Source organism: Oceanimonas sp. GK1, assembly GCF_000243075.1.
GTDB lineage: Bacteria > Pseudomonadota > Gammaproteobacteria > Enterobacterales > Aeromonadaceae > Oceanimonas.
The window spans coordinates 3,369,019-3,390,549 of sequence record NC_016745.1; the positions used below are offsets into that span (position 1 = coordinate 3,369,019).

At 62.2% G+C, this 21,531-nt stretch carries 21 protein-coding genes; 14 read left to right on the top strand and 7 right to left on the bottom strand.

Annotated elements, in window-relative coordinates:
* Positions 1-309 precede the first annotated feature (309 nt).
* The 5 genes from GU3_RS15830 to GU3_RS15850 all read left to right on the top strand — a co-directional run bounded on the left by GU3_RS15830 (position 310) and on the right by GU3_RS15850 (position 6,415).
* A complete protein-coding gene (locus GU3_RS15830) occupies positions 310-1,278 on the top strand; it encodes an amino acid ABC transporter substrate-binding protein (RefSeq protein WP_237711156.1) in 969 nt (322 codons plus the stop codon).
* 73 nt (positions 1,279-1,351) lie between these two features.
* Positions 1,352-2,536, top strand: a complete 1,185-nt coding sequence (locus tag GU3_RS15835; RefSeq protein ID WP_014293542.1) for an amino acid ABC transporter permease — start codon at positions 1,352-1,354, stop codon at positions 2,534-2,536.
* Between the two features lies 1 nt (position 2,537).
* Entirely contained in the window at positions 2,538-3,638 is a 1,101-nt protein-coding gene (locus GU3_RS15840) for an amino acid ABC transporter permease (protein ID WP_014293543.1), read from the top strand.
* 46 nt (positions 3,639-3,684) lie between these two features.
* Positions 3,685-4,413 carry an amino acid ABC transporter ATP-binding protein gene (locus GU3_RS15845; RefSeq protein WP_014293544.1) on the top strand — a complete coding sequence of 243 codons (729 nt, stop codon included), beginning with the start codon at positions 3,685-3,687 and terminating at the stop codon, positions 4,411-4,413.
* Positions 4,414-4,534: 121 nt separating this feature from the next.
* The gene (locus GU3_RS15850) at positions 4,535-6,415 is read left to right on the top strand and encodes a methyl-accepting chemotaxis protein (RefSeq protein WP_014293545.1); all 1,881 of its coding nucleotides are present in this window, start codon (positions 4,535-4,537) and stop codon (positions 6,413-6,415) included.
* A gap of 77 nt (positions 6,416-6,492) precedes the next feature.
* On the opposite strand, the gene recJ is transcribed toward GU3_RS15850, so the two are convergent.
* Both recJ and xerD read right to left on the bottom strand, forming a co-directional pair.
* Positions 6,493-8,226, bottom strand: coding sequence for a single-stranded-DNA-specific exonuclease RecJ (gene recJ, locus GU3_RS15855; protein WP_014293546.1), 1,734 nt, complete (start codon positions 8,224-8,226; stop codon positions 6,493-6,495).
* Between the two features lie 357 nt (positions 8,227-8,583).
* Positions 8,584-9,471, bottom strand: a complete 888-nt coding sequence (gene xerD / locus GU3_RS15860) for a site-specific tyrosine recombinase XerD (RefSeq protein ID WP_014293547.1) — start codon at positions 9,469-9,471, stop codon at positions 8,584-8,586.
* 74 nt (positions 9,472-9,545) lie between these two features.
* On the opposite strand from xerD, the gene fldB reads away from it, so the two are divergent.
* A complete protein-coding gene (gene fldB / locus GU3_RS15865) occupies positions 9,546-10,061 on the top strand; it encodes a flavodoxin FldB (RefSeq protein ID WP_014293548.1) in 516 nt (171 codons plus the stop codon).
* A 65-nt stretch (positions 10,062-10,126) separates the two neighbouring features.
* Here the strand turns inward: fldB and brnQ are convergent, their stop codons facing one another.
* Together brnQ and GU3_RS15875 are read right to left on the bottom strand one after the other, a co-directional pair.
* The gene (gene brnQ, locus GU3_RS15870) at positions 10,127-11,401 is read right to left on the bottom strand and encodes a branched-chain amino acid transport system II carrier protein (RefSeq protein WP_162470462.1); all 1,275 of its coding nucleotides are present in this window, start codon (positions 11,399-11,401) and stop codon (positions 10,127-10,129) included.
* Between the two features lie 194 nt (positions 11,402-11,595).
* Entirely contained in the window at positions 11,596-12,303 is a 708-nt protein-coding gene (locus GU3_RS15875) for a tRNA1(Val) (adenine(37)-N6)-methyltransferase (protein WP_014293550.1), read from the bottom strand.
* 70 nt (positions 12,304-12,373) lie between these two features.
* Here GU3_RS15875 and srmB point away from each other — a divergent pair, with 70 nt between their 5' ends.
* Positions 12,374-13,672 (top strand): ATP-dependent RNA helicase SrmB, encoded by a 1,299-nt coding sequence (gene srmB / locus GU3_RS15880; RefSeq protein ID WP_014293551.1) that lies wholly within the window; start codon positions 12,374-12,376, stop codon positions 13,670-13,672.
* Between the two features lie 127 nt (positions 13,673-13,799).
* Here the strand turns inward: srmB and yaaA are convergent, their stop codons facing one another.
* From yaaA to GU3_RS15895, 3 genes are read right to left on the bottom strand one after another with little or no spacing between them, the layout of a single operon-like run.
* Positions 13,800-14,579 (bottom strand): peroxide stress protein YaaA, encoded by a 780-nt coding sequence (gene yaaA / locus GU3_RS15885; protein WP_014293552.1) that lies wholly within the window; start codon positions 14,577-14,579, stop codon positions 13,800-13,802.
* A 7-nt stretch (positions 14,580-14,586) separates the two neighbouring features.
* Complete coding sequence (locus tag GU3_RS15890) at positions 14,587-15,696, bottom strand: PilT/PilU family type 4a pilus ATPase (protein WP_014293553.1); 1,110 nt, start codon at positions 15,694-15,696, stop codon at positions 14,587-14,589.
* Positions 15,697-15,716: 20 nt separating this feature from the next.
* Entirely contained in the window at positions 15,717-16,751 is a 1,035-nt protein-coding gene (locus GU3_RS15895) for a type IV pilus twitching motility protein PilT (RefSeq protein WP_014293554.1), read from the bottom strand.
* Between the two features lie 40 nt (positions 16,752-16,791).
* On the opposite strand from GU3_RS15895, the gene GU3_RS15900 reads away from it, so the two are divergent.
* From GU3_RS15900 to hemW, 7 genes are all read left to right on the top strand, one after another.
* Positions 16,792-17,484, top strand: coding sequence for a YggS family pyridoxal phosphate-dependent enzyme (locus tag GU3_RS15900; RefSeq protein ID WP_014293555.1), 693 nt, complete (start codon positions 16,792-16,794; stop codon positions 17,482-17,484).
* 10 nt (positions 17,485-17,494) lie between these two features.
* The gene (gene proC / locus GU3_RS15905; protein ID WP_014293556.1) at positions 17,495-18,319 is read left to right on the top strand and encodes a pyrroline-5-carboxylate reductase; all 825 of its coding nucleotides are present in this window, start codon (positions 17,495-17,497) and stop codon (positions 18,317-18,319) included.
* A gap of 9 nt (positions 18,320-18,328) precedes the next feature.
* Positions 18,329-18,880 (top strand): YggT family protein, encoded by a 552-nt coding sequence (locus tag GU3_RS15910; RefSeq protein ID WP_014293557.1) that lies wholly within the window; start codon positions 18,329-18,331, stop codon positions 18,878-18,880.
* The gene (locus GU3_RS15915; protein WP_014293558.1) at positions 18,868-19,179 is read left to right on the top strand and encodes a DUF167 family protein; all 312 of its coding nucleotides are present in this window, start codon (positions 18,868-18,870) and stop codon (positions 19,177-19,179) included. The genes GU3_RS15910 and GU3_RS15915 overlap by 13 nt, the downstream gene beginning before the upstream one ends.
* Before the next feature lie 37 nt (positions 19,180-19,216).
* The gene (locus tag GU3_RS15920; protein ID WP_014293559.1) at positions 19,217-19,630 is read left to right on the top strand and encodes a DUF4426 domain-containing protein; all 414 of its coding nucleotides are present in this window, start codon (positions 19,217-19,219) and stop codon (positions 19,628-19,630) included.
* Between the two features lie 93 nt (positions 19,631-19,723).
* Complete coding sequence (rdgB, locus tag GU3_RS15925; RefSeq protein ID WP_050899381.1) at positions 19,724-20,356, top strand: RdgB/HAM1 family non-canonical purine NTP pyrophosphatase; 633 nt, start codon at positions 19,724-19,726, stop codon at positions 20,354-20,356.
* The gene (hemW, locus tag GU3_RS15930; RefSeq protein ID WP_014293561.1) at positions 20,356-21,501 is read left to right on the top strand and encodes a radical SAM family heme chaperone HemW; all 1,146 of its coding nucleotides are present in this window, start codon (positions 20,356-20,358) and stop codon (positions 21,499-21,501) included. Before rdgB ends, hemW begins: the two co-directional genes overlap by 1 nt.
* The last annotated feature ends 30 nt before the right edge of the window (positions 21,502-21,531 follow it).

Sequence of the window (21,531 nt, forward strand, 5' to 3'; positions counted from 1 at the left end):
CTCTGTTGACTGAGTGAGTGTTTTTGGCGCCAGGCCAAAAAATGAGGCGATCATTCTACCCAAAGCCGGCCCCGAACGCAGCAACAGGGGCTCATTTTCGTGGCAAGCAGAATGACGCCGCCGAATGAATGCTCGGCCTTCCGCTTAAATTGTCGTTACCTGCCGCCATTCCCCATCTTTGTGCTAATACTCTAAGTGGCATTGCGGTTTTTATGCCCCAAATGAGTAACGCTATTTCGCATCGCCAATCAAGAGGACGTGATTATGACAGGCAAAGGAAAAGCAGCCCTGCTGGCAGCCGGTATAGTAATGACAGGGAGCCTTCAGGCCGCCACCCTGGATGACGTCAAGCAACGAGGAGTACTCAAGTGCGGCGTTAACAGTGGCTTGCCGGGATTTTCCAACCCCGATGACAAGGGAGTATGGAAAGGGCTGGACGTGGATCTGTGCCGGGGCATCGCCGCCGCCGTATTCAATGACGCCGACAAGGTGCAGTACATTCCGCTCAATGCCAAGGAACGCCTGACCGCCCTGCAGTCGGGCGAGATTGACGTGCTGTCGCGCAACACCACCTGGACCTCCAGCCGGGATACCGAACTCGGTGTCAATTTCACCGGCATAAACTATTTCGACGGCCAGGGCTTCCTGATCAAGAAGGATCTGGGCGTGGCCAGCGCCAAGGATCTGGACGGCGCCGCCATCTGCATCCAGTCGGGCACCACCACCGAACTGAACGTGGCCGACTACTTCCGCCGCAACGGCATCGGCTACAGTGCCGTGGTGTTCGATACCTCGGAGCAGACCGTACAGGGGCTGGAAGCCGGCCGCTGCGACGTGCTGACTTCGGATCTTTCGCAACTCTATGCCCTGCGCATAAAGCTGTCCGATCCCGACGGCGCCGTTGCCCTGCCCGAAGTCATTTCCAAGGAGCCGCTGGGCCCCTCGGTACGCCAGGGTGATGACCAGTGGTTCAATATCGTGAAATGGACCCATTTCGCCATGGTCAATGCCGAAGAACTGGGCCTGACCAAGGCCAACGTCGACAGCATGAAAAACAGCGAAAACCCGGACATTCGCCGGCTGCTCGGACTGGAAGCCGACTTTGGCAAAGGCATGGGGCTCGACAAGGAATGGGCTTACCGCATCATCAAGCTGGTGGGCAATTATGGCGAGATCTTCGAGGCCAATGTGGGCCAGGGTTCGCCGCTGAAAATAGACCGGGGCCTGAACGCACTGTGGACCGAAGGCGGCCTGCAGTACGCACCGCCGGTGCGCTGACCCCTCTGCGGGCTGCCCCCCGGCAGCCCGCTGGCCAGTCTTCGGCGAGCCCGTTTTCAGAAGGATGAAGCCCATGTCATCACCGGCCAAACATTCCCCTCCCCCGGTAAAGTTCTGGCGCGACCCGACCAAGCGCGCCCTGCTGTTTCAGATATTGCTGCTGGGCGCCGTCGCCGCCTTTATCGGCTTTATCGTCAACAATACCCTTAACAATCTCAGCACCCGGGGCATTACCACCGGCTTTGGTTTTCTCGACGATCCGGCCGGTTTCGCCATCGCCCAGTCCTTGATCCCCTATGCCGAAACCGACACCTATGGCCGTACCTTTGTGGTGGGCCTGCTCAACACCCTGCTGGTGTCGTTTCTCGGCATTATAGGTGCCACCCTGCTGGGCTTTGTTATCGGCGTCGCCCGGCTGTCGCCGAACTGGCTGATTGCCCGGCTGGCCTCGGCCTATGTGGAGCTGTTCCGCAATATTCCGCTGCTGCTGCAGATGTTTTTCTGGTATTTCGCGGTACTGCGCACCCTGCCAAGCCCCCGCGACAGCCTCAGCCTGAATGACAGCGCCTTCCTGAACGTGCGTGGCCTCTACCTGCCCGAGCCCGTACCGGGCGCCGGCTTTCACTGGGTGTGGCTGGCCCTGCTGCTGGCCGTCGCCCTGGCGGTCTGGCTGATCCGCTTCAACCACCACCGTCAGGAAGCCACCGGCCGGCGCCTGCCCGCCTGGTGGATGGCCTTCGGGCTGATCACTTTACTGCCCCTCATCACCTTTGTGACACTGGGCTCCCCGCTGGAATGGAACTACCCCGAGCTGCGCGGCTTCAACTTTCGCGGCGGCATGACCATTATTCCCGAGTTTCTGGCACTGTGGTTGTCCCTTACCGTTTACACCGCCGCCTTTATTGCCGAAATTGTGCGCTCCGGTATTCAGGCCATTTCCCACGGCCAGACCGAGGCGGCCCATGCGCTGGGCATCAAGGACAGCCTGACCCTGCGGCTGGTGATCATCCCCCAGGCGCTGCGGGTGATCATACCGCCGCTGACCAGCCAGTATCTCAACCTGACCAAAAACTCGTCACTGGCCACCGCCATCGGCTACCCGGATCTGGTGTCGGTGTTCGCCGGCACCACCCTCAACCAGACCGGGCAGGCCATTGAAGTCATCGCCATCACCATGCTGGTATACCTCGTCATCAGCCTGTCGGTGTCGTTCTTTATGAACTGGTTCAACAGCCGCATGGCCCTGGTGGAGAGATAATATGTACAAGGACACCCTGACCCCGGAGCGTCCCGCTCCGTCCTCCAGCAGCGGGCTGATGGGCTGGTTGCGCACCAACCTGTTTTCCGGCCCGCTCAACACGGCGGTCACCCTGTTTGGCCTGTACGCCCTGTACCTGATATTGGTCCCCATCATCGACTGGGCCTTTCTCCGAGCTGACTGGACCGGCGCCAGCCGGGATGCCTGCGTCAGCGGCGGCGCCTGCTGGGTGTTCATCACCAACCGGCTGCAACAGTTTACCTATGGTTTTTATCCCACCGCCGAGCTGTGGCGCATCAACCTGACCTTTGTGCTGTTTGTGGTGCAGCTGTTGTGGCTGGCCCTGCCCCGGCTGCCGGGCAAAATGTGGCTGGCTCCCTTTATGGTGCTGGTGTTTCCGGTCATCGCCTGGCTGTTGCTCTATGGCGGGTACTTTGGCCTGACCGAGGTGCCCACCCACCAGTGGGGCGGCCTCACCCTGACCCTGATCCTGGCGGTGGTGGGCATTACCGCCGCCCTGCCCATCGGCACCCTGCTGGCCCTGGGCCGGCGCTCCCACATGCCGATAGTGCGCAGCCTGTCGGTGGTGTTTATCGAGTTCTGGCGCGGGGTGCCGCTGATTACCGTGCTGTTTATGTCGTCGGTGATGCTGCCACTGTTCGTGCCCGAGGAGCTGACCCTCGACAAGCTGGTGCGGGCCATGATCGGCATCATTTTCTTTCAGTCCGCCTACATGGCGGAAGTGGTGCGCGGCGGCCTGCAGGCCATTCCCAAGGGCCAGTACGAGGCGGCCGAGGCCCTGGGCCTGAACTACTGGAAGCTGATGGTACTGGTGGTGCTGCCCCAGGCGCTCAAGCTGATGATTCCCGGCATCGTCAATACCTTTATCGCCCTGTTCAAGGACACCAGCCTGGTGCTGATCATCGGCCTGTTCGACCTGCTGGCCATCGTGCAGGCGGGGCTGGCGGATCCCAACTGGCTGGGCTACGCCACCGAGGGTTATGTGTTTGCCGGCCTGGTGTTCTGGGTGTTCTGCTACGGCATGTCGAAATACAGCCAGTACCTGGAGCGCAAGCTGCATACCGGCCACAAGAAACGTTAGTCGCATCAAGTGGAGTGAGTACATGGAAGCACAACAACAGGAAGCCATGGTAACCCTGCGCGGGGTCAACAAATGGTATGGCGACTTTCACGTGTTACGCGATATCGACCTGACCGTGACCAAGGGCGAGCGCATCGTGATCTGTGGGCCGTCCGGTTCGGGCAAGTCCACCCTGATCCGCTGCATCAACCGGCTGGAAGAGCACCAGCAGGGCGACATCATCGTGCGCGGCACCCCGCTCACCAACGACGTCAAAAACATTGAAACCATTCGCCGGGAAGTGGGCATGGTGTTTCAGCACTTCAACCTGTTTCCGCACCTGACGGTGCTGGAAAACTGCACCCTGGCACAGATTTGGGTGCGCAAGACCCCCAAGCGACAGGCAGAAGAAGTGGCCATGAAACTGCTGGCCCGGGTCAAAATCGAAAACCAGGCCAAAAAGTATCCGGGGCAGCTATCCGGCGGTCAGCAGCAGCGGGTGGCCATCGCCCGCAGCCTGTGCATGAACCCGGAGATCATGCTGTTCGACGAGCCCACCTCGGCGCTGGATCCGGAAATGATCAAGGAAGTGCTGGACGTGATGATCGAGCTGGCGAAGGAAGGCATGACCATGATGTGCGTCACCCACGAGATGGGCTTTGCCCGCACCGTGGCGGACCGGGTGATTTTCATGGACGCCGGACAGATTATTGAAGAGAACGATCCCGAGACCTTCTTCCACCACCCTCAGTCGGAGCGCACCCAGCTGTTTTTGAGTCAGATCCTGGGCAACTGACGGCCACCGGCGGCGATGGGGCATCGCTGCCGACGAACAAGCTAAAGTATTAAATTTCACTCAAGCTTTTCATGGCAGTGGCCGATACAGCAGTCACTGCCCACTCCCCATACTAAAAAACATGAAAAACCTGAAACTAAAGCACAAGATACTGCTCAGTTTTATTGCAGCCATCGTGCTGATCGTGGCCGTGCTCAGCAGCCTCAGCTTCAGAGACATGAAAGCCCAGCTCTACCACGACAACACCGCCCTGGTAGCCGGCCTGGCCGAACGGGAAGCGACCAAGATCGCCACCTGGCTGAACAGCCGCCAGGCCATGCTCGCCGCCGCCGCCAACCATTTGCAGGACGATCCTCATCCGGCATTGCAGCTGATTGAGCAGGCCGGCGACTTTCAGCTGGGCTACTTCGGTACTGCCGAGGGGGTGATGCTTGATGCCCAGCCCCGGGATCGCAGTAACTATGATCCCCGCGTTCGCCCCTGGTACCGACAGGCCGTGCAGGAAAACCGCGCCATCGTTACACCGCCCTACGAGGATGCCACCTTTGGCGGCACCGTGGTCACCCTGGCCCGGCCGGTCACAGACACCGCCGGCCGGCTGCAAGGGGTGATCGGGGCCGACGTGGCCATCTCCAGCCTGATTGCCGGCGTCAACGCCATCGAGCTGCCCGCCGAGGGCTATGCCATGATGCTGAGCCAGAACGGCACTGTCATCGCCTACCAGGATGCCAGCCTGGCCCTGCAGCCGGCCACCCGCATTGACGCCGCGCTGACCGCGGACAACCTGTCCCGCTGGCAGCAACTCACCCGCCTCAATCCGGCGCAGCTGAACCAGACGGACAAGCTGGTCTATGCCCAGGCGGTGCCCGACAGTGACTGGCAACTGCTGTTCGTTCTCGACCAGGCCGCGCTGGAAGCCCCCCTCACCGGCCTGGTATGGCGCCAACTGGGCGTATCCATCCTGGTGATCCTCGCCGCCGTGGTGCTGATCGGCCTGCTGATGCAATACCTGCTAGGGCCCCTGGTCAAGGTATCCCGGGCCCTGGCCCAGATTGCCGATGGCCGGGGCGATCTGACCCAGCGCATCGAGCTGCACGGCCGGGACGAAGTCGGCCTGCTGGCCGCCAACTTCAACCGTTTTGTGGCCAGCCAGGCGGAGCTTATTCGCCAGATCCGTCACCAGGCCGAACACCTGGGAGGCAACGCCGAGCAGGCCTCGGTGCGCGCCAACCAGACCGTCACCGAGCTGGGCCGGGCCCAGCAGGAAATTACCCTGGTGGCCACCGCCGTGACCGAAATGGCCTCGGCCACCCAGGAAATCGCCCACAATGCCGAGCAGACCGCCACCGCCGCCCAGCAATCGAGCGCCAGCACCGAGCAGGGCAAGCAGCTGGTCAACAAGACCCGGGATTCGATTTTCTCGCTGGCCAAGGAAATGGAACAGGCGGCGGCGGTGATCACCCGCCTCGATCAGCACGCCCACGATATTTCCAGCGTACTGGCCACCATTCAGGGGGTGGCCGAGCAGACCAACCTGCTGGCGCTGAACGCCGCCATCGAGGCGGCCCGGGCCGGCGAGCAGGGCCGGGGCTTTGCAGTGGTGGCCGACGAGGTGCGGGTGCTGTCCCAGCGTACCCATGCGTCCACCGAGGAAATTCAGGGCACCATCGCCACCCTGCAACAGGCCACCGGCGAAGCGGTAACACTGATGCAGGCCAGCCGCAACATGGCCGAGCTGAGCGTGGAAGACGCCGAGGCCGCCGCCGGCGCCCTGGAAGAGATCACCGCCGCCGTGGGGCTGATTTCCGACATGGCCAGCCAGATTGCCACCGCCGCCGAGGAGCAAAGCCAGGTAACCGGGGAAATCACCCAGAATACCACCGCCATCAAGGACGTGTCCGACGAGCTGGCGAGTGACGCCGAGCAGTCACTGAAGCAGTCCCGGGATCTGCATCAGCAGGCCGGCGAGCTTAACGGCCTGGTGAGCGCCTTTACCCTTTAAGGGGTGAGGGGTGAGATGTAAATGTTTTACGTCTCACGTTTGACGTCTTACGTCTTACCTCTCACGTCTCACACAACCTACAAGGGCGCCAGCCGCTCCACCAGCAGTTGCAGCTGGCGCCGCCCCCTCCACTCGTTCACATCCAGCTTGTACACCAGCTGCGCTTTCTGAATGGCGGCGTTGGGCCAGGTGCCCAGATCCACGTTAAAGGCAATGGCGTCGATCACGGTGCGGCCTTCGTCCGGACTCAGCACCAGCTTCAGGTGTTTGTCGCCCACCAGCCGCTGCTGAATAATGCGAAACTCGCCGTCGAACAGCGGCTCGGGAAAGGCCTGCCCCCAGGGACCGGCAAAGCGCAGTTGCTCCGCCAGCTCCAGGGTCAGCTCGGTGGGCGCCAGCTCGCCGTCGCTGAGGATCTCGCCGGTCAGCAGCTCGGGGCTGACCCATTCCTCCACCATTTGCTCAAAGGCCGCCTTGAACGGCGCCAGCGCGGCCTTGGTTATCGACAGGCCCGCGGCCATGGCGTGGCCGCCAAATTTGGCTATCAGGCCGGGATGGCGGCTGTTTACCGCTTCCAGCAGATCCCGCAAGTGCACCCCGGGAATGGAGCGGCCCGAGCCTTTCAGCTCGTCGTCGCCAGCCTCGGCAAAGGCGATCACCGGCCGGAAATACTGCTCCTTGATGCGCGAAGCCACCAGCCCCACCACCCCCTGATGCCAGTCGTCCTGGTGCAGCACCAGCCCCGACGGCAGCGCGCCGTCACTGATACGCACCCTGGTCAGGGTGGCCAGCGCCTCCTGCTGCATGCTGGTCTCGATGGCCTTGCGCTCCCGGTTGAGCTCGTCCATTTGCGCCGCCAGCCGGCGGGCCTCGTTGAGATCGTCACAGAGCAGGCAGGCCACCCCCATGGACATGTCGTCGAGTCGGCCCACCGCATTGAGCCTCGGCCCCAGGGCAAAGCCCAGATCGGAGGCCACCAGCCGCTGCTGGTTGCGCCCGGAGATGTCGATCAGCGCCTGAATACCGGGACGCAACCGGCCGGCGCGCATGCGCTGCAGGCCCTGGTGCACCAGCACCCGGTTATTGCCGTCCAGCGCCACCACGTCGGCCACGGTGCCGAGCGCCACCAGGTCCAGGTAATCCGCCATGTTGGGCGGCCGAATGCCCCGTTGCTCAAACCAGCCTTGCTCGCTCAGGGCCGAGCGCAGCGCCAGCAGCAGGTAAAAGGCCACCCCCACCCCGGCCAGGTTCTTGGACGGAAACTCACAGCCATGCTGGTTAGGGTTGACGATGGCATCGGCCTCAGGCGTCTCGTCGCCGGGCAAGTGATGGTCGGTCACGATCACCTGCATGCCGGCGGCCTTGGCCGCCGCCACCCCGCTGATGCTGGAGATGCCGTTATCCACGGTGATCAGCAGCTCGGCGCCCAAGGCCACCGCTTCTTCCACCACCTGGGGGCTCAGGCCATAGCCGTAATCAAAGCGGTTGGGCACCAGGTAGTTGACCCGCTGCGCGCCCATGGCCCGCAGGCCGTGTACCATCAGCGCCGAGCTGGTGGCACCGTCGCAATCGAAGTCGCCCACGATCAAAATGCGGCGCTGCTCCGCCATCGCCTGCATCAGCAGGCGGACCGCCTCACTCATGCCCCTGAACACCGGCTTGTGCAAGGCACTGGCCTGCAGATTGAGCTGCTCAGGAGAGGTCAGTCCCCGGCTGGCATACAGCCGCTGCAATATAGGAGACAGCTCGGAAGGCAGCCGGTGGGCCACCGGCTCACGCCGGCGAATGGGCAGAGGAGAAGACACGGACATGGAAAATACTGGCTGTTTAAACAGGTCGGTAACACTAACCGGGCAAGGCGAAATTTGCAACGACTCACCAAAAGCGAAACAGAGTCTGAATTGTGTGTACAAGCGCCATGCGAAGCAGCAGCGCGGTTGCGCTACGCCGACACGCTTCAAGCCCATCCATGGGACGCTCGGCACCTGCCTTCCCTGGCAGGTGACGGTCGGCTACGGCAATCCCCACTGCTGCTTCGTGAAACTGCGGAGTTGCCTGTTAAATGCTCACAGTCAGCTCCGTGCCCGACCGAGGAGGGGTTTACGGCGTGCCTTCGAGCTGTACGCTTTGACCGACGTACGCGCACGACAAAGCAAACAGTAAGAGGCTCATCCCCTGGGATGATGCTCCTCATGCAGGGCGTTCAGGCGGTGGGTGGCCACATGGGTGTAGATCTGGGTGGTGGACAGATCCGAGTGGCCCAGCAGCATCTGTACTACCCGCAGGTCGGCACCGTGGTTGAGCAGGTGGGTGGCAAAGGCATGGCGCAGGGTATGGGGCGACAGCTCCTGGGTAATGCCGGCGCGCAGGGCGTAATGCTTGATGCGGTGCCAGAAGGTCTGCCGGGTCATCTGCCGGGCACGGCGGGACGGAAACACCACATCGGACGCCTGCTCCCCCAGCAGCGCCGCCCGTCCGTCCTTGAGAAACCGCCCCAGCCAGTACAGGGCCTCTTCCCCCATGGGCACCAGCCGCTCCTTGTTGCCCTTGCCGGTGACCCGTACCAGTCCCTGACGCAGGCTCACGCTTTCCATCGACAGGCTCACCAGCTCGGTCACCCGCAGGCCGGTGGCATAGAGCAGCTCCAGCATGGCCTTGTCGCGCAGCTCCAATGGGTCGCCGGCGTCGGGGGCATCGAGCAGCGCAGACACCTGTTGTTCGCTCAGATCCCTGGGCAGGCGTTTGGGCAGCTTGGGACCGGCGATCAGCACGCTGGGGTCGTCGGCACGCAGTTGCTCCCGGTGCAGGTACTGGAAGAAGCGGCGCAGCACGCTCAGCAGCCGCGCCGTGCTGCTGGCCTTGAAGCCGGAATCGAGGCGATGGGCCAGGTAGTGCTGCAGGGTCAGGCTGTCTGCAGCCAGCAGGCTGCCGCCTTCGCCGTCCAGCCAGGCGGCGAAATGCCCGAGATCGCTGCGGTAGGACGCCAGGGTGTTGTCGGACAGCCCTTTTTCCAGCCAGAGGGCGTCGATAAATTGGTCGATCAGCGGATGACTCATGTTGACTCCCTACTCCGCCTGCACGGCGGCTTCTGTTATGATGACGCCATTCTGTAAAGCGTGAATGGAGCCCCATGAATATCGGTTTGTTTTACGGCTCGACCACCTGCTACACCGAAATGGCAGCCGAGAAAATTCGCGACCAGCTCGGTGCCGAACTGGTCGACCTGCATAATATCAAGGATGTGCCGCTGGCGCGTGCCGAAGACTACCCCATTCTGATCCTGGGCATTTCCACCTGGGATTTTGGCGAACTGCAGGAAGACTGGGAATCCCACTGGGACGACATCGACACCCTGAACCTGGAAGGCCATGTGGTGGCGCTGTTTGGCATGGGAGATCAGCTGGGTTACGGCGAATGGTTTCAGGATGCACTGGGCCTGCTGCACGACAAGGTGGTGGCCCGGGGCGCCAGCGTGGTGGGCTACTGGCCCAACCAGGGCTACGAGTTCGAGGCGTCCAAGGCACTGACCGAGGACGGCAAATACTTCGTGGGCCTGTCGCTGGACGAAGCCAACCAGTATGACGACACCGACACCCGTATTGAAACCTGGGTGGCGCAGATACTGGATGAGATTGCAGCACTGTAAGCGCCTTTTCCCATACAAAACAAAAAAGCGGCTTAACGCCGCTTTTTTCATGCCGGTACCTGGGGTCAGGCGGTGGCCGGTTGCGCCGTTTTGCCCGCCGCCAGACCAATCACCGCGGCCAGGGCGGTGGGCAGGGTCCAGGCCATGCCCACCCCGAACAGGGGCATAAAGTCGAGCAGGCTCATGTCGAGGCCGGCGGCCTGCAGGCCGTCGAGCAGGCCAAAAACAAAGGCCACGCTCATGATCAGGCGAAAGGCGAACACCGGTGCGCGCATCAGCGGCCGCAGGTAGGTGGCCACCACCAGGGCAATGGCCACCGGGTACAGGGCCACCAGAATGGGCACCGACACGCTGATCAGGGTGTTGAGACCCACGTTGGCCACCAGCATGCAGGCGCCGGCGATCAACACTACCCAGCCTTTGTAGCTGCCCTTGCCGGTGAGGTGATGAAAGTAATCGGCACAGGACGATACCAGCCCCACCGCCGTGGTCAGACAGGCCAGGGTCACGATGGCCGACAAAATCCACAGCCCCGGCTCACCGAACAGCGACAGCACATAGGCGCTGATGATCTCGCCGCCATTGCTGGCGTCCAGCACCACACCCAGGCTGGTGCCGCCCAGCACGAACAGCGAGATATACACAAAGCCCAGGCCGGCGGCGGCAATCAGCGCCGCCGCCATCAGGTAGCGGGACTGGGCACGGGTGTCGGTCACGCCCTTCTTGCGCAGCACGTCCAGGATCAGCATGGCAAACAGCAGGGATGCAAATGTATCCATGGTGTTGTAGCCCTCAATAAAGCCCTTCACGAACGGCTGGGCCATATAGGCCTCGGTCACCGGCGGCTGAGTCCCTTGAGGGTTGACGAACACCGCAATGGCCAGCGCCACCAGCAACAGCAGCAGCAGCGGGGTCAGCAGCTTGCCCACCGCCTCCAGCAACCGGCCCTGGCTCAAGGACAGCAGCAGCGCCACGCCAAAGAAGCCAAGAGTATACAGCGTCAGCGTCCCCTGCCCCGGGTTATCCAGAAAGGGCTTCACACCCATCTCATAGGCCACCAGACCGGTGCGGGGCGCGGCAAAGGCCGGGCCGATAATAATGAAGATGGCGCTGCCCATCAGGGTGATCACCACAGGCGGCAGATAACGCCCCATCACCGGCAGGCCGCCGCCGGCCAGGGCGGCCGCCACCAGGCCGGCCAGGGGCAGGCCCACCGCCGTGGTCAGAAAGCCGACCATGGCCGCGGTGAGGTGCTCACCGGCCAGAAAACCGGCCAGGGGCGGGAAAATAATGTTTCCGGCTCCCAGAAAAAAGGCGAATGTCATGAAGCCGAGACCCATGACATCAAAAGTGGACAGTGGCTTTTTCAAGGCAAACCTCGTGGCGGCAACGCGCATTATTAAAGTTTCGTTCGGAAACGAACGAAATCAACAAGACGATGCGCTGCCATTCGCGGTTTGTAAAATACTAAAAACTGGCAGCGCGCGAGCTAGCCAGTAGCATAATGATGTGAAAATTATCTTCAATACGAAATTTACATCTTAAGGTAGAAGGGGGACACCAGACCTTTGTATATATCGCCATATCCACCTTCTCTAGTATTTATGACAATTTCACCTTCTATTACGTAGTTTTTGATCCTGCCAAAGCGCAGCAAAAAACGACCCGGACTTTTCCCTTCCCGGGTCATAACCTGCTGCTGCTCCAGCAAAAATAAGCCGTTTGAGTCCGCCTGAAGCAGGGCTTCCTCCCGCGCCTGCCAGGGCAGCACCAGGCATAACTGCCCTGTTTCGCTCAGCAGCCGCTCGCAATGGCTGAACAGCGCCGCCAGGCTCAGGCTGCCGCCGTGGCGGGCGCTGGCCCGGGCGGCACAGTCAAAGGCCTGCCCCGGCGCAAAATAAGGCGGGTTGGAGACGATCAGCTCAAAGGGAGCGGCCTCAAACTGCTGCAACGCCCCCTGCTCGATGCAAAGGCGCTCCGGCCAGGGCGAGGCGGCGACGTTTTCGGTGGCCTGGGCCGCCGCCGGCGAGTCCAGCTCCAGCCCGGTAATGTGCACTCTGTCGCCTCCCCGCTGGGCCAGCATCAGCGCCACCAGCCCCGAGCCGGTGCCCACGTCCAGGATGCGCCGGCATTGCCCCAGGGGTGCCCAGGCGCCGAGCAGAATGCCGTCGGTGCCCACTTTCATGGCACAGCGGTCGTGATTGACATGAAATTGCTTGAGCGTAAAACCGCGGCTGGCCATGGTGATCCTGTGAGTATTTTGATGGAAGTTCGCCTATAATACTCGGCCATTTTGGCTGACGGAATTGAACATGAGCAGTATGACCTTTGAGCAACTGGAGCTGGACCCCATTCTGGTTCGCGCCCTGGCCCGCATGGGCTATGCCAGACCCACCACCATTCAGAGCCAGGTCATTCCCGAAGCCATGAGCGGCCGGGACATCATGGCCTCGGCGCCCACCGGCACCGGCAAGACCGCCGCCTTTCTGCTGCCCGTCTGCCAGCACCTGCTGGACTTTCCCCGTCGCCAGGCCGGTCCGGCCCGGGTGCTGGTGCTCACCCCCACCCGGGAGCTGGCCAAGCAGATTGCCGACGACGCCAAGGCCCTGCTCAAGGACACCGGCCTGCGGGTAGAAACCATCACCGGCGGCGTGAACGCCGAAAAACACCTGCCGGCCCTGACCAAGACCACCGACATCGTTGTGGCCACCCCGGGTCGTCTGCTGCAGTACATCGACGAGGAGTCGTTCGACAGCCGCGACATCGAAATGCTGATCCTCGACGAAGCCGACCGCATGCTCGACATGGGTTTTATTCAGGACGTGGACCGCATTGCCGCCGAGGCCCGCTGGCGCCGCCAGACCATGCTGTTTTCCGCCACCCTGGAAGGCCGTGGCCTGATGAAATTCGCCGCCGACATTCTCAAGGATCCGGTGGAGCTGTCCGCCGAGCCGCCCCGCAGTGAACGCAAGAAGATCACCCAGTGGCTGCACCTGGCCGACGATGCCGAGCACAAGTTCGCGCTGCTCACCCATCTGCTGCGCCAGCCCGACGTGACCCGCAGTATCGTCTTCGTCAAGACCCGGGAGCGGCTGATGGAGCTGGCCAGCCGGCTGCAACAGGAAGGGCTGGACAACGCCTGGCTGCGCGGCGAAATGGATCAGGAAAAACGCTTCGAGGCCCTGCGCCGCTTTCGCAACGGCAAGGTCAACATTCTGGTGGCCACCGACGTGGCCGCCCGGGGCATCGATCTGCCCGAGGTCAGCCATGTGATCAACTACGACATGCCGCGCACCGCCGATGTCTACGTGCATCGCATCGGCCGCACCGGCCGGGCCGGGCGCAAGGGCATTGCCATCAGCCTGGTGGAAGCCCACGACATGCCCATGGTGGTGAAGGTGGAACGCTACACCGACCAGCGGCTCAAACGCCGGGTGATCGACGAGCTGCGCCCCAAACACAAGGAAGCGGCGGTCACGACCCGCAAGAAGAAAGACACCGACGGCAAGGGCAAAAAGGCCGATCAACCCAAGAAGAAAACCCGCCTGCGCGACAAAAAGGCCAAGGGCCAGCCGCGCTGGCTGAAGGACAAGCCGAGCCGGGACGAATAAAAAAACCGGCCCTGAGGGCCGGTTAAAACAAAAGAGAGAGTCAAAAAAGGGAATTGCTGAAACTCAGTAGACACATCCTTATAGAGCCATGCCGTGCGCTAAAGGTTCCCGCTGTTTTCCACTTTTTTCAGGCAGCCTGCTCTTCCCGCCGGAATACCAGCTCGGTGGCGGTGGATTCTGCTTCCACAAAGTAATAACCGGCGGTATCAAAGGCGGTGAGCTGGCTCACCTCGGTCAGCCGGTGTTCAATGATGTAGCGGGCCATCATGCCCCGCGCCTTCTTGGCGTAAAAGCTGATGATCTTGTACTGGCCGTTTTTGGCGTCCTTGAACACCGGCGTCACTATCTGGCCTTCCAGCCGCTTCGGCTTCACCGCCTTGAAGTACTCGTTGGAGGCCAGGTTCACCAGCACATTATCACCTTGCTCCGCCAGCGCCCGGTTCAGGGTGTCGGTGATGATATTGCCCCAGAAGGCGTACAAGTCCTTGCCCCGGGCATTGTCGAGTTTGGTGCCCATTTCCAGCCGGTAGGGCTGCATCAGATCCAATGGCCGCAGCACGCCGTAGAGCCCCGACAGCATGCGCATATGCAACTGGGCAAAGGCAAAGTCGTCCTGACTCAGGGTCTCGGCATTCAGGCCCGTGTATACATCCCCCTTGAACGCCAGCAACGCCTGCTTGGCATTGTCGGGGGTAAATGCCGGCTGCCAGTCGGCAAAACGGGCGGCATTGAGACCGGCGAGCTTGTCGCTGATCTTCATCAGCTTGCCGATCTCCGCCGGGGTCAGCTCGCGGGCCCGCTCAATCAGCTCGGCCGAATGGGACAGCAGCTCGGGCTGGGTGTAATCGGCGATCACCGGTGGCGTGTCGTAGTCCAGGGTCTTGGCGGGGGACACCACTATCAGCATAGAGTCCTCAGGATTCGATGGTTACGTTGTCAAACAGGCCGGAGTCGATTCCGCCGCCGTCCTGCAGCTTGATCATCAAGCGCAGATCGTTGGGAGAGTCGGCGTAGGCCAGGGCTTCGGTGTAGCCTATATGCTGGCGCGCATAGAGGTCAAACAGCGCCTGATCAAAGGTTTGCATGCCCGCCTCGCGGGACTTGCCCATGATCTCCTTGAGCCGGTGCATGTCCCCCTGGCGAATGATGTCGGCCACGATGGGAGTGTTGAGCAGGATCTCAAAGGCGCCCCGGCGCTGGTTGCCGTCCCGGGTGGGGATCAGTTGCTGGGCCACGATGGCCTTGAGGTTGAACGACAGATCAAACAGCAGCTGGCGATGCTTGTTCTCGGGCACCAGGTGCATGATGCGGTCAATGGCCTGGTTGGCGTTGTTGGCATGCAGGGTGGCCATGCACAAGTGGCCGGTCTCGGCGAACGACAGGGCGTAGGCCATGGTCTCCTCGGTGCGGATCTCCCCGATCAGGATCACATCCGGGGCCTGGCGCAGCGAGCTTTTCAGGGCCGCATCGAAGGATTCGGTGTCGATGCCCACCTCCCGCTGGGTAATGATCGACTGATCGTGCTGGTGCACGAATTCCACCGGATCCTCAATGGTGAGAATATGGCCGCCGGCATGGCGGTTGCGGTGGCCGATCATGGCCGCCTGGGTGGTGGATTTGCCGCTGCCGGTGCCCCCCACAAACAACACCAGGCCGCGCTTGGCCATGGCCACCTCACGCAGCACCTCGGGCAGGTACAGCTCTTCAAAGGTGGGAATGCGGCTCTCGATGCGCCTGAGCACCATGCCCGCCTTGTCTTGCTGCCAGAAGGCGCTGACCCGAAAGCGGCCGTGCTCGCCGTCGTGAATGGCGAAGTTGGCTTCCTTTTCCCGGTGATAACGTTCCCGACATTCGGCGGTCATGCAGGACTCCACCAGCGCCAGCGTCTCGCGCTCGTTCAGCGGGTGGTCCCCGATGGGCAGCAGTTTGCCCTGGGTCTTGATAGTGGGCGCCACGCCCACCGAGATATACATGTCCGAGGCCTTGTGCTCGCACATTTTGCCCAATAATAAGGCCAGCTCCATGGTACTCTCCGGTTAAGTAATCAGATGCTCTGGGGATCCACCGCCTTGGTACGGGCATCGGCGGGAGACACCAGTCCGCTCGCCACCAGCCGCTTCAGGGACTGATCCATGGTCTGCATGCCATGGGCCATGCCGGTCTGGATCACCGAATACATTTGCGCCACCTTGTCTTCCCGGATCAGGTTGCGAATGGCCGGGGTGCCCAGCATGATCTCGTGGGCCGCCACCCGGCCGCCGCTGACCTTCTTCAGCAGGTTCTGGGAGATCACCGCCCGCAGCGATTCCGACAGCATGGAACGCACCATGTCCTTTTCGGCGCCGGGAAAAACGTCGATGATACGGTCGATGGTCTTGGCCGCCGACGAGGTATGCAGGGTGCCGAACACCAGATGACCGGTTTCGGCGGCGGTCAGCGCCAGGCGAATGGTTTCCAGATCCCGCAGTTCCCCCACCAGTATGATGTCGGGATCTTCCCGCAGCGCCGAGCGCAGGGCATTGCTGAAGGAATGGGTATCCCGGTGCACTTCCCGCTGGTTGACCAGGCACTTCTTGTTGTCGTGCACGAATTCGATGGGATCTTCGATGGTCAGAATATGCTTGTTGAAGTGGTCGTTGATGTGGTTGACCATGGCCGCCAGGGTGGTGGACTTGCCCGAGCCGGTGGGGCCGGTGACCAGCACCAGGCCGCGGGAATATTCCGCAATGCGCTCAAAGATCTCCGGCCCGCCGAGCTGCGCCAGGGTCCACACTTCGCTCGGGATCACCCGGAATACCGCCGCCGCGCCCCGGGCCTGGTGATAGGCATTGACCCGAAAGCGCGCCAGTCCCGGCAGCTCAAAGGAGAAGTCGACCTCGAAGTTTTCTTCCAGCTCCTTGCGCTGGCGATCGTTCATGATGTCGTACACCAGCCGGTGCACTTCCCGGTGGTCCAGCACCGGCAGGTTGATCTTGCGTACCTCGCCGTCCACCCGCAGCAGCGGCTGCACCCCGGCGGAGAGGTGCAGATCCGAGGCATTATGCTTTACACTGAACGCCAGTAATTCCGTAATATCCATATCATTCCCCGTCGCTTGAGCCTGAATCGAATTTATTCATATGAGTACTATCGCACAGCATTTGCAAGACGTTCACGCCCGCCTGGCCGACGCCGCCACTCAGGCCGGCCGTGCCGCCCAAGATATCACCCTGCTGGCGGTCAGCAAAACCAAACCCGCCGAAGACGTGGAAGCGGCCTATGCCGCCGGCCAGCGCTGGTTTGGCGAAAACTATGTGCAGGAAGCGGTCGATAAAATCACCGCCCTGAAACAGCGCTGTCCGGATGCAGTCTGGCATTTGATCGGCCCGTTGCAGTCCAACAAGAGCCGGCTGGTGGCCGAGCATTTCGACTGGGTGCAAACCGTGGATCGAGAGAAAATTGCCCGGCGCCTTAACGACCAGCGTCCGCCCCACATGCGCCCGCTCCATATCTGCCTGCAGGTCAATGTCAGCGGCGAGGCCAGCAAGTCGGGGCTCACCCCCGCCGAGGCCGAGGCCCTGGCCGACGAGGTGGCCAGGCTGCCCAGGCTGTGCCTGCGCGGACTGATGACGATTCCGGAGGCAACCGACAATTCCGACACCCTGCGGGCACAATTACTAGAGTTGAAGCATCTCTTTGATAGAATGCAGAAAAAACACCCCCAGCTGGACACCCTGTCGATGGGGATGAGCAACGATTTGGAACTGGCAGTGGCCTGTGGCTCTACCCTGGTACGGGTGGGCACTGCCATCTTCGGCTCCCGCAACCCTTGAGTGATCATTGATGGAACACAGAAAACTCGCCTTTATCGGCGCGGGTAACATGTCGCGCAGCCTGATCTCTGGTCTTATCCAGTCCGGCTACCCGGCCGACCATATCATCGCCGCCAATCCGTCCCGCCCCAAGCTCGACGCCCTGGCCGCCGACTTCGGCATTCGCACCACTCAGCACAACCTCGAAGCCGCCAGCCAGGCCGAGGCCGTCGTGCTGGCGGTCAAGCCCCAGATGATGGCTGCCATGCTGAGCGAGCTCGGCGCCGCCGGTGCCGACTTTAACGGCAAGCTGCTGATCTCCATTGCCGCCGGCATCAGCGTGGCCCGGTTGGAACAGATGGCCGGCGGTCACACCCGCATCGTGCGCACCATGCCCAACACGCCGTCGCTGCTGGGCCTCGGCATGACCGGCCTGTACGCCCGGCCTCATGTAACCCAGGACGATCGGGACTACTGCCAACACATGATGGAGGCGGTGGGCAAGGCGCTGTGGGTGGCCGAGGAAGACGGCATCAATCAGGTGATTGCCGCCGCCGGCAGCGCCCCCGCCTACTTCTTCCTGTTTATGGAAGCCATGGCCAAACAGGCAGAGCGCAGCGGTTTTTCCGCCGAGGAAGCCCGTCTGCTGGTGCAGCAGACCGCCCTGGGTGCCGCCAGCATGGTGGCCGCCAACCCGCAGTGGTCTCTCGCCGAGCTGCGCGAACAGGTGACCTCCAAGGGTGGCACCACCGCCGAGGCCATTCGCAGCTTTAACGACAACGGTCTCGAGCGCCTGGTAGCAGACGCCATGGCCGCCGCCGTGGCCCGGGCCCGGGAACTGGAAAGCCAGCTTTAAGGACGCATAATGAACACCGCTTATTACCTGATCAACACGGTTTTCGATCTCTACCTGATGGTGGTGCTGCTGCGCATCTGGCTGCAGCTGGCCAGGGCCGACTTCTATAACCCCTTCAGCCAGTTTGTGGTCAAGGCCACCAACCCGGTACTCAAGCCCCTGCGCCGGCTGATCCCCGGCTTTTTCGGCATCGACATGGCGGCGGTGCTGCTGGCGCTGATCGTGGCCACGGTCAAGCTGTCCCTGTTCAAGGCGATGAACCTGCTGTATGCCGACTGGAGCACAGTGGTGCTGGTGGGCCTGATCACCGTGCTGAAAAAGGCCGGGGTCATGCTGTTCTGGATTTTGATCATTCGCGCCCTGCTAAGCTGGGTCAGCCAGGGCCGCAGCCAGATTGAATATGTGCTCTACCAGCTCACCGAGCCCCTGCTGGCGCCGCTGCGCCGCATTATTCCGCCCATGGGCGGACTGGATCTCAGCATACTGGTGGCCTTTATCGCCCTGCAGGCGCTGAACTGGCTGATGGGTGACCTGTTTGGCCCGCTGTGGTGGCAGCTGTGACCGAGGCGGTCCGGCTGCACCAACAGCGGCTGTACCTCAGCCTCTATCTGCAACCCCGCTCCAGCCGGGACGCCTTTCTTGGCCGCCACGGCGACGAGCTCAAGGTGGCCATTACCGCACCGCCGGTGGACGGCCAGGCCAACGCCCATCTGCTGAAATGGCTGGCCAAAGAGTGCGGCGTGGCCAAATCCCGGGTCGAACTGGTGGCCGGCGACAGCAGCCGCCACAAGCGGGTGGTGATCGACCACCCCGGCCGAATTCCCCCGGCACTGGCGGAACTCCTCGGCCAGCCGTCCTAAACTGATCAATGACTGCCACTGGTAAAAAGGAATCGTTATGTTCAAAGCAATGATCACCGCACTGGCCCTGCTGTTCACCTTTCAGGCATCCGCCGAGGAAACCCGTATCGGCGACTGGACGGTGCACTACAGCGCCTTCCCGTCCACCTTCCTGTCACCGGAAGTGGCCCAGAGCAACAACATTGAACGCAGCCGCTTTAACGGCCTGCTCAACATTGCCGTGCTCGACGCCAGCGGCAAACCGGTACAGGTGGCCCTCAGCGGCCAGGGCAAAAACCTGCTCGGCAACGTACGGCAACTGGAATTCCAGACCATTCGCGAGGGAGAGGCGGTCTACTACATCGCCCAGTATCCCTACCGCAACGAAGACAATGTGCTGTTCACCATCGACATTCGCGGCCCCAGCCAGGGCGGCGAGCTGAGCTTTCGCCATACCTTTTATACCGAGTGAGGTGTCGAGGGTGAGGAGTGAGGAGACTCTCCTTATCCCTCACTCCTCTCTCCTCACGCCTTCCCCCTCACATCTTTCCCCTGCAGTGGTATCATGCCCGCTCGCGGTATTCCACAGGAGCGAAAGGTGACCCAACACATCGTACTGGCCTCCGGCAACGCCAAAAAAGTTGCCGAACTGCAAAGCCTGCTGGGCGGGCTGGGCATGAGCGTAGTGCCCCAGACCGAGCTGGGCGTGACCGACGCCGAGGAAACCGGCACCACCTTTGTGGAAAACGCCATCATCAAGGCCCGCCACGCCGCCCGCGTGACCGGCCTGCCCGCCATTGCCGATGACTCCGGCCTGGCGGTGGACGCCCTCGGCGGCCGCCCCGGGGTGTATTCCGCCCGCTTTGCCGGCCCGAACGCCACCGATCAGCAAAACCTCGAGCTGCTGCTGGAACAAATGCAGGACGTCCCCGCCGGCGAGCGCCAGGCCACCTTCTGGTGCGTGCTGGTGTATCTGCGCCACGCCGACGACCCGACGCCGCTTATCTGCACCGGCCGCTGGCAGGGGGAGATCACCACGGCGCCCTCCGGCGAGCACGGCTTTGGTTACGATCCCGTGTTCCGGGTACCGGAAGCGGACAAGACCGCCGCCGAGCTGACCCCGGCCGAGAAAAACCGCCACAGCCACCGCGCCAGCGCCCTGCACCAGCTGCAGCAACTGCTGCGAGAAGAACGCTGATGCTGACGCTGCCGCCCCTGAGCCTGTATATCCATATTCCCTGGTGTGTGCAGAAGTGCCCCTACTGCGACTTCAATTCCCATGCCCTGAAGGAAGGCATTCCCGAGCGGGAATACGTGAATGCCCTGCTGGCGGATCTGGATGCCGACCTGCATTTCGCTCAGGGACGAACACTGCACAGTATCTTTATTGGCGGCGGTACCCCCAGCCTGCTGAGCCCGAAGGCCATCGGCCGGCTGCTGGCCGGGGTGCGGGAGCGCCTGCCCTTTGAGGACGACATCGAGATCACCCTGGAAGCCAACCCGGGCACGGTGGAAGCGGGCCGCTTTGGCGGCTTTCAAAAAGCCGGGGTTAACCGCATCTCCATCGGCGTGCAGAGCTTTCAGGCCGACAAGCTGAGCCGCCTGGGCCGCATCCACGACCCCGAGCAGGCCCGCTTTGCCGCCCGGGAAGCCGCCAGCGTGGGGCTCAACAGCTTTAACATCGATCTGATGCACGGCCTGCCGGCGCAACGTCTTGAAGACGCCCTGTTTGATCTCGAGCAGGCGCTGGCGCTGGCGCCGCCGCACCTGTCCTGGTACCAGCTCACCATAGAGCCCAACACGCCGTTTGCCTCGCGCCCGCCGGCGCTGCCGGAAGACGACACCCTGGCGGAAATCTTTGATCGCGGCCACGAACTGCTGCTGGCCCACGGCTATCAGCAGTACGAAGTGTCCGCTTATGCCAAACCCGGCTTCGAGGCCAAACACAACCTCAACTACTGGCGCTTTGGCGATTACCTCGGCATTGGCTGCGGTGCCCACGGCAAAATCACCCTGCCGCTCGAAGGGCGCATTTTGCGTACCGTCAAGGTCAAGCACCCCCGGGGCTACCTGGATGCCGAGCGTCCCTATCTGGATCAACACTGGCACATAGCGACGCAGGATCTGTCGCTGGAATACTTCATGAACCGGCTGCGGCTGTTCGAGCCCATTCCCCAGCACGACTTCACCGCCCTCACCGGTCAGCCCCTGGCGCGGCTGCAGACCCCGCTGGCCGAGGCGCAACGGCTGGAGCTGCTGGCTGACACCGGCACTCACTGGCAGGTGACGCCCCTTGGGCGGCGTTTTCTCAACCGCCTGCTCGATTTGTTTCTTGAGGAGTGAAGCGGGTACACTGGCCGCTTATCGCCTCGA